This is a genomic window from Nitrospira tepida (genome assembly GCF_947241125.1).
GTDB classification, from domain to species: domain Bacteria; phylum Nitrospirota; class Nitrospiria; order Nitrospirales; family Nitrospiraceae; genus Nitrospira_G; species Nitrospira_G tepida.
In genome coordinates this window covers 2,939,371-2,951,084 of sequence record NZ_OX365700.1, presented here as the reverse complement: position 1 = coordinate 2,951,084, position 11,714 = coordinate 2,939,371, and the positions used below count along the sequence as shown (strand labels likewise).

At 60.2% G+C, this 11,714-nt stretch carries 9 protein-coding genes; 5 read left to right on the top strand and 4 right to left on the bottom strand.

What is annotated here, in order from left to right:
* Window positions 1-13: 13 nt before the first annotated feature.
* Window positions 14-457 carry a hypothetical protein gene (locus tag QWI75_RS14010; RefSeq protein ID WP_289269198.1) on the bottom strand — a complete coding sequence of 148 codons (444 nt, stop codon included), beginning with the start codon at window positions 455-457 and terminating at the stop codon, window positions 14-16.
* Between the two features lie 890 nt (window positions 458-1,347).
* Between QWI75_RS14010 and QWI75_RS14005 the strand changes: the two genes are divergently transcribed.
* Window positions 1,348-2,616 carry an integron integrase gene (locus QWI75_RS14005; RefSeq protein WP_289269197.1) on the top strand — a complete coding sequence of 423 codons (1,269 nt, stop codon included), beginning with the start codon at window positions 1,348-1,350 and terminating at the stop codon, window positions 2,614-2,616.
* Between the two features lie 77 nt (window positions 2,617-2,693).
* Here QWI75_RS14005 and QWI75_RS14000 read toward each other — a convergent pair whose 3' ends face one another.
* Window positions 2,694-3,938 carry an IS256 family transposase gene (locus QWI75_RS14000; RefSeq protein ID WP_289269196.1) on the bottom strand — a complete coding sequence of 415 codons (1,245 nt, stop codon included), beginning with the start codon at window positions 3,936-3,938 and terminating at the stop codon, window positions 2,694-2,696.
* Between the two features lie 222 nt (window positions 3,939-4,160).
* On the opposite strand from QWI75_RS14000, the gene QWI75_RS13995 reads away from it, so the two are divergent.
* From QWI75_RS13995 to QWI75_RS13980, 4 genes are all read left to right on the top strand, one after another.
* Window positions 4,161-4,535: a VOC family protein gene (locus QWI75_RS13995; RefSeq protein ID WP_289269195.1), complete on the top strand. Its 375-nt coding sequence runs from the start codon at window positions 4,161-4,163 to the stop codon at window positions 4,533-4,535.
* A gap of 87 nt (window positions 4,536-4,622) precedes the next feature.
* The gene (locus tag QWI75_RS13990) at window positions 4,623-5,144 is read left to right on the top strand and encodes a hypothetical protein (RefSeq protein WP_289269194.1); all 522 of its coding nucleotides are present in this window, start codon (window positions 4,623-4,625) and stop codon (window positions 5,142-5,144) included.
* A 485-nt stretch (window positions 5,145-5,629) separates the two neighbouring features.
* The gene (locus QWI75_RS13985; protein WP_289269193.1) at window positions 5,630-9,082 is read left to right on the top strand and encodes a DNA polymerase III subunit alpha; all 3,453 of its coding nucleotides are present in this window, start codon (window positions 5,630-5,632) and stop codon (window positions 9,080-9,082) included.
* A 55-nt stretch (window positions 9,083-9,137) separates the two neighbouring features.
* Complete coding sequence (locus tag QWI75_RS13980) at window positions 9,138-10,109, top strand: acetyl-CoA carboxylase carboxyltransferase subunit alpha (protein WP_289269192.1); 972 nt, start codon at window positions 9,138-9,140, stop codon at window positions 10,107-10,109.
* A gap of 99 nt (window positions 10,110-10,208) precedes the next feature.
* On the opposite strand, the gene QWI75_RS13975 is transcribed toward QWI75_RS13980, so the two are convergent.
* Window positions 10,209-11,045, bottom strand: coding sequence for a phospholipase effector Tle1 domain-containing protein (locus QWI75_RS13975; RefSeq protein ID WP_289269191.1), 837 nt, complete (start codon window positions 11,043-11,045; stop codon window positions 10,209-10,211).
* A gap of 384 nt (window positions 11,046-11,429) precedes the next feature.
* On the bottom strand, window positions 11,430-11,708 hold the full coding sequence (locus QWI75_RS13970) for a MoaD/ThiS family protein (RefSeq protein WP_289269190.1): 279 nt from the start codon (window positions 11,706-11,708) through the stop codon (window positions 11,430-11,432).
* Window positions 11,709-11,714: the final 6 nt, after the last annotated feature.

Genomic DNA, 11,714 nt, shown 5'->3' with positions numbered 1-11,714 from the left:
GAATGAGATATAGCTAGAACGGTCTTCCATGGCCTTTCAGTTTCGCTTTGCCCCGTCCGTTGTTCCCTTTGAACTTCACCCTATGCTCTTCGTAGAAGAGGTAGGGCCGATCCGTGTCCAATTCAAGGCTGACATAGTCGCCGGTGTCGATGACGACGCTTGAGGGAAGGCTCATCGCCACCTGCCAGTTCCCTCCGTTGAGATAGAAATAACTCCTGGTGCTGACGTTATAGTAGACGCCGGCGGCGGGATAGTAATAGTACCGGTAGCTCGCTTCCTTGGCCCGACGTCCGTGAGCCGGCGCCCAGGGAGGCGGACCACCTTGCGGAGCGGGTGCCGGCGCCGGTGCGCCACCGATGGCGACCCCCACCCCGATGCTGGGATTCCGGCCCCGGTCGGACGTGGTGCAACCAGCCAGCAAGAGTCCTGCGAGAGCCCCCACGATTAGTTTGGTCATTGTGACACTCCTTGTGTGAAACCTGAGCCTTTCGGTGTGTTGCTTCTGCCCGGGGAAGGAGCAAAGGGGGTGCCATTGGGTCCACACTGGCGCAAACGGTTGCCGGACGAATCGGCATGAGACTATTGGCCGTGACCTCAATAGGTACAAGCCTTTCCACACAGAAACGGGCAAACAGCAAGCGGCGTGAACGATGGTTACGTGTGGTTGAGGCTGAGGAGTGAGGGCGGGACCGTGCGCAGGTTCCGAAGATTGTCACTCACCTGTTCACGTAGGTTCACCGGTTCGAGCCGTCTCTGATCCGTAGTCAGGTCGGACGCTCTTGAATCCTGTACTCTGAAGAGTCAATAGGTAGGTAGGCAAAGAGATCATCCACTCGCGGAGCTGGACTAAGAAGCAGCGGGCGTGAGAGCGCGGAGAGAGGACCTGGATAAGGACAGCGCGAAAAACGCAGAAGCCAAACGGCGTGATGGCCGCCCCCACCCAACCGCGACAATCATGACTTGCGCCGGAGTCATCACACATCAGCCAATCAGCAAACTACCTCCTCGAATAGGCATCTCAGTAAAGAGCACTGATGCCTGAGGAATCTCCGCCGGGCGCGAACAGAACTTGACAGCCAGAAAATGACTCTTTTGTTCGGTCACGTCCGCCTCTGCTGGGAAACGATGACATAGCGGTGAGCTATAGGGCCTTCACTCTCAGAGTGCGCGGCCAAAAAATAGGAGTATTTCGTAGGCCGATCATCTATGTGGCACTTGACGGACTGGGCGAATCGGCGGAGAATCTGCCGCGCTGGTTCAGGCGTTTCCCATCAGAGGTGTGGACAGATGGAAGAGCTGGCGAGAGCAAAGAGAAATGCGGGGCCCAGTGGCGGTGAAGGATTGAACATGCCGCCAGCGCCGATTCGGATAAGGCCAGGGGCGGAAGGAAAGCTGATCGTGTATGTGCCTTATTCTGCCGACCGTGTCGCCAAGATCAAGACCGTCGCCGGCCGCCGCTGGCACCAGCAAGAAAAACACTGGACCGTTCCTCACACAGATCACATCATCGCTCAGGTGTTGGCCCTCTTTCCAGGAGAGCCAGTCGAGATCGACCCTCTGCTGCGTCCAGTGAATGGCACTCACTGTGAAGCTTCGGCGAGTATCCCGGTGGTTCGTCCCACTGTTCCGGGAGACCATCCGCTCTTCGATCGGATACACCTTGCCGCCCGTGCCCGGCACCTCAGCCACCACACCGAGCAGGCCTACTGTCACTGGATCAAGCGTTTCATGAGCTTTCATGAGTTACGGCCCGTCGCCGACATGGGCGAGCCGGAAATCGGTCGGTTCTTGTCCAGCTTGGCGACGGCGTCACAGGTGAGCGCCTCGACGCAAAACCAAGCGCTCCATGCCCTCCTGTTTCTCTATCACGAAGTCCTAGAGAAAGAGATCGGCCTCATTCAGGGTGTCGTTCGAGCGAAGCGAGGGAAACGGCTGCCTGTCGTGCTGACGAAGGAGGAAGTCAGACGACTGCTCGGTTGTTTGAGCGGCACGCCCTGGCTGATGGCGATGCTATTATACGGTGGCGGACTGCGCCTGATGGAATGTTGCCGTCTGCGCGTGAAGGATCTCGATCTCTCCCGCAACCAAATCCTTGTCCGGGGCGGCAAAGGCGACAAAGATCGCTATACGACGCTTCCGGCAGCCGCAAAAGAGCCCCTCCTGCACCATCTCCAATCCGTGAAATCGCAGCACGAGGACGATCTCCGACAAGGGCTTGGCCGGGTGATCCTGCCCCACGCGCTGGAACGCAAGTATCCCCACGCCAACACAGAGTGGGGCTGGCAGTGGGTGTTTCCGGCATCGAGTCATTACAGTGAGCGGGGGACGGGGGAACGACGCCGGCACCATCTCCACGAGTCCGTCATGCAAAAGGCGATGAAGGAGGCCCGGCTCAAAGCCGGGATTGCCAAACCGGCGAGCTGCCACACGCTCCGGCACTCGTTCGCCACCCATCTGCTGGAAGATGGCTACGACATCCGCACAGTGCAGGAGCTGTTGGGCCACACTGACGTCAGGACAACCATGATCTATACACACGTCTTGAATCGGGGCGGCAAAGGGGTGCGGAGTCCAGCCGATGCGCTGGTCCAAGGGTTGAGTCCTTCGCAGCTATAACGGAATTATGCCGGTCTGTATAACACGCCAACGCGGCGCTGGGGATGGAGGTCTTGTCAAGAGGTGTGTAAATGGAATCAGGCGGCGACCTCCTCGTGGGCGACAGTGGCCTGCTTCACTCCATCGACATAGCCGGTGCCGGCATACACGGCTGGTAGCAGCTCCGGCGCATTCAGGCACCGGAAGTGCGACTCCGCCACTTGGAGGAGCTTCCAGATCAACGCGGTGGCGCTCTCCACCCGTTTGAACCGCTTGCCGTCCGGCGTCCGGAGCCGCACGGCGGCAAACGGGGACTCGACCACGTTCGTCGTGCGCAGATGGCGCCAGTGCTCCTTCGGGAACTGATAAAAGGTGAGGAGCCGCTCCCAATCATGATGGAGCCGTTCGACCGCCTTCGGGGCCAGCGCGCGATACCGGCGGCTGAACTGGTCCCGGCGCCGTTCGCACTCCCCGCGGGTCTCCGCATACGGCAGGGTCTTGAGCCAGGCACTCGCCTCAGCCTGGTGGGCCTTCGGGATGGCATCCAGCACATTGACAAGCCGATGGTTCCAGCACCGCTGTTCGGCCGCCACGGGCTGCTGCTCGGCGAGCGCCGCCCAGATGCCGAGATGGCCATCGGCGATGGTGCAGCGCCAGGGCTTCAGCCCTCGCGTCCGGAGATCCCGCAACACCGCGCCCCACGACTCCTTCGATTCGCGTTGCCCGCTCTCCACGGCCAAGACAACCTTGCGACCATCTGTCAGCGCTCCCATCAGGACCAGCAGCGCCGCCTTGCTCTCCTCCAGCCCCGCCTTCACATACAGCCCATCCGCCCACACGTACACGACCTCCAGGTCATCAAGTCGTCGCCGCTTCCAGGTCTCATAGTCGTCCTGCCACTGCGCCTTGAGCCGCTGGAGCGAGGCCACCGACAACGGCGCCCCGTCGCCCAGCAAGCCCCGTAAGGCGAGCTCGAAATCCCCGAGCGCCAAGCCGTGCAGATATAACCGGGGCAACAGCTCGCCCACTTCCTGGGTCCGCCGCTTGAACAGCGGGAGCACGCGGCTGACGAACCGCTCCGCCAGGCCCCGCACCCGCGGCCGTCGCAGGGTGATCGTGCCACAGGTCAGCGCCAGCTTTCGGAGCTTGCCGTACCCGTTGCGATAGCCTTCCGGCGCATCGACCGCGGCCCGCCGCTCCGACTTGGCCCGACCGAGTCGCAGGGTGACCTCTTCCACTAAGAGCCGTTGGACGAACTGTTGGATGTGGGCCCGCACAAACTCTTCCAGATGGGTCCAGAGATTCCTTGACTCGACTCCTGTCCCTGTGCTCTGCTCCGACATGGCGGTGCCTCCTTTCATGGCCGGGCGTCAGCCCGGTGGGTTTGGTCACCCGAAAGGTTGCCACCGCCTTTCTCCTATTTCCACACCTTCTGTTTATACCTCTGGGGATGGCGTGGAGAAGTCTTTGAACCAACACAAGAATTGCGTGGGAGTTGGCACTCAGTATCGGCGTACTATGCCGGTCAGTATACTCAATAGTTAGGCCCCTACAGGAGCATCAATGTGATTGACCTTCAAGCAAGCGATCTTCGAACCTTTGTCCCAGCCCAGGATTTCGCACTATCCAAGGATTTTTACTCAGCATTGGGTTGCGATCTGGAATGGTCAGACGAGAATCTGGCACTGTTCAGCCTCGCAGGATCAAGGTTCTACCTGCAGCGCTATTATGTGAAAGAGTGGGCGGAGAACAGCATGCTTCATATATCCGTTCAGGACGCAGCTGGTTGTTTTGCTGACATCACGGGACTCATAGAGTCTGGGCGCTTTCCTTCGGCTCGTGTGGCTCCACCTAAACAAGAGCCTTATGGTGCGCTGGTCACTTACGTCTGGGATCCATCGGGTGTTCTACTGCATCTGGCTCAGTGGGACGGGGCCTAACAATTCATTCAAGCCGACGCCGCTTCGCGGCGCGGCTTAACTCAGGCGTTAGGCCGTTTGAGGTCCAAAATGAACCGAACTCAAATCATGATCAGCGTGGGCAGTGCACTGGTCGTCCTTGCGGCCACAGGCCTGTTCGGCAAACTTGCGCCAGACAGCTATCGGTACTGGAAGGACATCCTCGAGGAACTCTCCTTCCTCATCGTTCTGGTTGGCGTACCGATTGGTCTAATCCAGTACTTCCGGGCGGTGAAGAAGGAGCAGATCGACCGCGAGTACGGGACCTACAATGCGTTGGATGAGAAGTTCCTTGAGTTTCAGAACATGTGCTTGGCGCATCCCGATCTGGACATATTCGACGTGCCCGATAAGACTCCTGGAACGCTCACTGCAGAACAGCAGAAGAAGGAGCTGATCGCCTTCACGATCCTCTTCTCGATCTTCGAACGTGCGTACCTCATGTACCACGACCAATCGACCGCCATACAGCAAAGGCCGTCACGACCCGTTGCAGTAGGAAAGCGCAACGGGTCCCCGGCGCTTGCTGAAGCCCGGCCTTCGCGAGCGCAGAGGACCTTACCGATCCAGCCTCCATTCTGCGCCGTTTAACTTCTCCTCTCTGTGGCAAGGACCGTGGGGTGCGTCGATATCAATGCTCCTTCCAAGCTTGCTGATTACTTCTTCCCTCCGCACTGGTGAAGATGGCAGAGTTCGTCTCCCACGACGCGCCGATACCAATGCTCCTTCCGAGCTTGCTCGTCGTCCCGCTCCCCGTCCGGAGAGGAGGCGGTGGGGTGGGTCTCGAATCGCGCGCATCACGACCCGTTGCAATTGATAAGCAACAGGTGCCCCGGCACATTCCGATCGTGCGGACTTTATGATGCTCCCTCCGCTGTTTGTTCTCTCCCCTTCGGATTTGAGACCAATTGATCTAGCGAGGCCTGCCCGTGTCGGTCTCATTGCGGCCGTCGAGGGAGCATGTTTCCGAGCATGCGGCCTCCGGGAGCACAAGACTGACACGGGCATGCCTCGCCTCCTCTGCTCCGTTTGACTTCCCCTCCCTCCCCTCCTACAATCCGTTTCACGTTTTCACCATGCCACCGCAATTCGTCCACCTGCACCTCCATACCCAGTACAGCCTCCTCGACGGCGCCAACCAAATTGATCCGCTCATGAAGCAGATCAAAGGCTTCGGCCAACCGGCGGTGGCCATGACCGACCATGGCAACATGTTCGGGGCGGTCGAGTTCTACCGCAAGGCCAAGGAGGCCGGGGTGAAGGCCATTATCGGCTGCGAGGCCTACATGGCGCCGGGAAGCCGCTTTGCCAAGGACAGTGGGCTTGCCCACAACGACTACTACCACCTGATCCTGCTCGCGCGGAACCTCACCGGCTATCAGAATCTGATCAAGTTGGTCAGTAAAGCGTATCTTGAAGGATTCTATTATAAGCCACGGATGGACAAGGAATTATTGCAGCAACATCACGAGGGATTGATCGCGCTCTCCGGCTGCTTGAGCGGAGAGGTGGCCTATCTGATCGGGCAGAAGGACCTGGAGGGAGCCACCCGCGTGGCCGGCGAATACCGGGAGATCTTCGGGAAGGACCATTACTACCTCGAAGTACAGGCGAACGGGTTGGAGCACCAACGCATCGCGAACCTTGGCTTGCTGGACATTCATAAGAAACTCGACATTCCGCTCGCCGGCACCAACGACTGCCACTACCTCAAAAAGGAAGACTCCCGTCCTCACGATTTGATGCTCTGCCTGCAAACCGGCAAGACGATCAACGATCCAAACCGCATGAAGTTCGATACGGATCAACTGTATGTGAAGTCCACGGACGAAGTCGTCCGAGAGTTTGCCGAGTTGCCGGACGCGGTGACCAACACGGTGCGGATTGCTGAGCAGTGCGATCTTCAATTGACGTTGAACAAAACCTACCTGCCCCAATACAAGGTGCCGGACGGTTATACCCGTGAGACCTATCTCGAGCACCTGGCGATCGAGGGCCTGGCGGCGCGATTGAAAGAACGGCCCAGCAGTTTGCCGGCCCTGCACTATGAGGTCCGCCTGCGCGAGGAATTGGCCATCATCTGCACGATGGGGTTCGCCGGCTATTTTCTGATCGTCTGGGACATCATCAAGTTTGCCCGTTCGCGCGGCATCCCTGTCGGGCCTGGCCGCGGCTCCGCGGCGGGAAGTCTGGTCGCCTATGCCTTGCGGATTACCGATTTGGATCCGCTGGTCTACAGCCTCCTGTTCGAGCGGTTCCTGAATCCTGAGCGCGTCTCCCTGCCCGACATCGACATGGATTTCTGCATGGACCGCCGTGGCGAAGTCATCAACTACGTGGTGGACAAATACGGCTCTGACCATGTGGCGCAGATCATCACGTTCGGCACGCTCGGCGCCAAGGCCGCCATCCGCGACGTGGGGCGCGTGATGGAGATCCCCTACGCGGAGGTGGACAAGGTCGCCAAATTAGTCCCGAACCAACTCAATATCACGTTGCAGCAGGCGCTGGACCAGGAACCCAAGCTCAAGGAGCTGGTCGAGACCGAGCCCAAATTCAAGGAGTTGATGTCGATCGCGCAATCGCTGGAAGGATTGGCGCGTCATGCCTCGACCCACGCGGCGGGCGTCGTGATATCTGAGGAACCGCTGACGGATCATGTGCCGCTCTACAAGGGGGCCAACGACGAAGTCGTGACCCAATATTCGATGGGCGACGTCGAAAAGATCGGGCTGGTGAAGTTCGACTTTCTCGGTCTGAAGACGCTCACGATGATCCGCCACGCCGAACGGCTCGTCAACGACACGCATCCCGACCTCTCGTTTTCCGTCGAGCGGATTCCGTTCGACGACGCCAAGACCTTTGCGCTGCTTTCCTCCGGCAAAACGACCGGCCTGTTCCAGTTGGAAAGCTCGGGCATGCGCGATCTGCTGACCGGGCTCCGGCCGGACCGGTTCGAGGACATCATCGCCATCATCGCGCTCTACCGGCCGGGGCCGATGGACCTGATCCCGGACTTCATCAAGCGCAAGCAGGGCAAGATCGCGATCTCCTACGAGATGCCCGAACTGGAGCCGATCCTGAAGGACACCTACGGGATCATCGTCTATCAGGAACAGGTCATGGCCATCGCCAACAAGGTGGCCGGGTTCTCGCTGGGACAGGCCGACATTCTCCGGCGGGCGATGGGGAAGAAGAAGCCGGAGGAGATGGAGAAGCTCAAGGCCAAGTTCCTGGAAGGCGCCAAGGGCAAAAAGGTTTCGGAGAAGAAGGCCGAGAAACTCTATGACCTGATCCAGAAATTCGCCGGGTATGGATTTAACAAGTCGCACGCGGCGGCCTACGCGGTGGTCTGTTACCAGACCGCCTACCTCAAGACCCACTACCCGACCGAATTCATGGCGGCGCTGCTCACGAGCGAAATGGGGAACTCGGACAAACTGGTCGGCTATTTCACGGAATGTCGGGACCTCGGCATCAAGATCCTGCCGCCGGACGTGAACGAGAGCCAGAAGAGCTTTGCGGTGGTGGACGGCAGCATCCGCTGCGGGTTGGCGGCGATCAAGAACGTGGGGGAAGGGGCCGTCGAATCGGTCATTGAGATCCGGAAGGACGCCGGACGGTTCCGGTCCTTCTTTGATTTTTGCCGGCGCGTGGACCTGCACAAGGTCAATAAACGCATGATGGAAGGGCTGATCAAGGCCGGCGCCTTCGATTCGATGGGGGCCAAGCGGGCGCAGCTCATGGCCGTGCTGGACCAGGCGATGGAGGAGGGGGCGGCGGCGCAACGGGAACGGGCGAGCGGGCAGACCAGCATCTTCGGCGACATGGGGGCCGAGGACGAACCCTCCGCAGTCAGCGATCCCCCGCTCCCGACCGTCCCGGAATGGGACCAGGCGCAGCGGTTGAAGTTCGAACGGGAGTTGACCGGGTTCTATATCACCGGGCATCCCTTGGCTCGATACGAAGCCGCGGTCCGAAGCTTCGCCACCGCGACAACCCAGACCCTCGTGGAGATCGGGGATGGCAAGGAAGTCCGGCTGGCCGGGATCATTGCGACGGTCAAGAATCTCGTGACCAAGAAGGGCGATAAGATGGCCTATGTGACGGTGGAGGACCTCCAGGGGACGGCGGAGATCATCGTCTTCCCGGACCTCTATAAGACCGCCTCCGAACTGCTGGTGCCGGAACGGGTGGTCCGGATCACCGGCACCGTGGACCGGGGTGAAAAGGGGACCAAGATTCGAGGGGTCAAGGTCGAGCTGTTGGCCGAGCTCCAGGCCAAGGCCATCAGCAAGGTGAATATCAAGGTCATGGATACGCCAGAGGCGGGCCTCCAGCTCAGCCGCCTCCAGGAGGTGTTTCAGCGGCATCCCGGCTCCACTATGGTATATTTGACCTTCAGGGTCGGGTCGGATTATGAAGCCGACACGGCCCCCCTCCCCACAATCAAGGTCACCCCCAGCGAGTACTTCGTGGCGGATGTTGAAGAAGTACTAGGCAAAGGGGTGGTCGGTTTGGTAACATGACGCGCTGACGCTCGCCACCTGAAGACCACCATACCTCCTACCTTGAGGTCTCCCTATGCGCGATTACTTGGAGTTTGAAAAGCCCCTCCGCGGCATCGAAGAACGTATCGAAAAGCTGACCGCCGCTGGCGCCACTCCCAAGTCCTCTGCCCAGGAGGAGATCCGGAAGCTTCGAGCCAAGTTGGCCCAGACCGAGCATGAGCTCTATCAGCACCTGACCCCCTGGCAGCGGACCCAGGTCGCCCGACACCCCCAACGACCTTCCACCCTCGACTACATCACCCAGTTCTGCCAGGACTTTGTCGAGCTGCACGGGGACCGGCTCTATGGGGACGATCGGGCCATTATCGGCGGGTTCGCCCGGTTCGAGGGCCGGTCGGTGCTGGTCATCGGCCACCAAAAGGGAAAGACCCTCAAAGAGCGGATGCAACGGAACTTCGGCATGCCCAACCCGGAAGGGTACCGGAAGGCGCTCCGGCTGATGCGGCTGGCGGAAAAGTTCGGCCGGCCCATCCTGACCTTCATTGACACGCCCGGCGCCTATCCAGGAATCGGCGCCGAGGAACGGGGCCAGGCCGAAGCGATCGCCCGAAACCTCCTCGTGATGTCCCAATTGAAGGTGCCGATCGTCTCGGTGATCATCGGAGAAGGCGGAAGCGGGGGGGCGCTGGCGCTCGGGGTGGCCGACCGTATCCTCATGCTGGAACACACGGTCTACTCGGTGATTTCTCCGGAAGGCTGCGCCGCAATCCTGTGGGATGATCCGGCCAAGGTGCCGGATGCGGCCGTTGCCCTCCGGATGACAGCCAAAGACCTCCGGGAATTCGGCATCGTGGACGACATCGTGCCCGAACCGATCGGCGGGGCCCACCGGGACCCTTCTCTCATGGGCACCAGGCTGGGCAAGGCATTGGCCCAGACTCTTCAGGAATTGCAGGACCTGTCGCCGGCGGCGTTGATCCAGCAACGGGAGCAGAAGTACCGGGCCATGGGCCGGGTCAGCGGCATGGTTGCCGCCCCTGCATGATTGCCTTTTGCTATTCCTCCTACATCCTTCATCCGTTGGTTTCCTCACACCCCAGGCTTTTTTAATAGGTTCTTGGATGCCGCCTTCAGGAGGCGGGCGTTAATCCTTTGCGATCATGACGCCGCTCGGAGGATCGACATGGCATCGGCCTCCCTGCCATCCTCGTGGCTTTACTGAGCTATGCACGCTGTCGCGGATATGGATGAACCGCGCCAGGTCCTTGGTCGAATCGCCAGGTTGCGAGATCGGCGCCTCCGGATCGCACCATTCTTCATATTGCCGAAGCCTGCCCTCATCGAGCAGGACACCCTGCTCCTTGGCCCGCCGCAGCATCCAACAGAGCGCGATGCTCGATAACCCCGGGGACCGACCGCCCCCCACATCGCCGTGTACGCCGCGGAACCAGACTTCCTGCAGCCGGCCTGCGTCAGATTGGCCTTCCCTCGATGGCCGGACGCGGGTCATGGAAAACCGCTCTCGCCGTTCGTCCAAGGCCATGGCATGGCAACAGCGCCGCACATTGTCCGGGAGCGTCAATTGCCAGGCGATGGGGAGGTCCTGTTCCGGCGGCCCGAAGGAGGCCACCAAGTCCCAGAGGCCGAGAAACCGTACCTCCGCCGCAAACCGCTCCTCGTTGATCTGGTTGGCGAAATGCAGGGCCAGGGCCGCCCCTCGGCTGAAGCCGACGATGTCGATGGTATGGTCGCCGCAGGCCACGTTGCGGTCGAGTTTCCTGAGCATCTCATGGAGCCGGAGCCGCCCCCCGACCCGGGCCATCCCGCCCAGGAGTTTCCCGACAAAGGCTTCGCGGGTACCCACCCCTTCCATCCTACAGACCGGCCCACGATAGGCTTCTTGAAATCGGATTACGTTGCTCTCTTGACCAGCCTCTTCCTCTCCGTCGTTCCACGTGCCGTCAAATGCGTAGAGCGCCATAGGGGCTCCTTCTCTTCAGTCACCACTGCGCGGGCCTGGGTTCGTGCCCTTGTGCGCAAGGCCGTCGGCGATAGCCGGTGGTCTTGTTGCAAGGCGTTCTAGCAAGCCGGAGGCCAGAAATAGGACATCGGGCTGTCGTGAGATAAGTGGCCGAGATTATGGAAGTTAGGGTCCCATGTCTCTTCTTGGGACGCTGGTATGGAAAGGAGGGCGTATCCAAATGTCACGGAGACTGTATCCAGAACGATACGGGATGTCAGCCACGATCGGTAGGTATAAATGCTCCTAAGTAATGGAGCGCGGCGGATGGAGTTGAATCTACCAGTGAGTAGGGTTGAGCAGGGGTGGACGCTGCTGAGGCCGGCCGGTCAGCGGGCGCGAAGGTCAGGGGTTATGCCAGCGGGCTCCGTCATAACTGAAGACCGCTTGATGGGTGAACTTCACCGCATCGCCGTCTTTGACGATCGTGTCGGCCGTTCCGATCTTTCGGTTGACCGTGATCAAGAGCCCGGCGTTTTCCAGCAAGGGCGAGAGGGGGCCAAGCTGCGCGGGATAGGCTTCCATTAAACTCTTCACGGTCATCGGAGCGGTCAGTTCCAGCTCCATTTCCGGTTCTTGGACCAACTGATGCAGGGCCGGTCCGATAATGGAGATCCTGATCATCGAGGC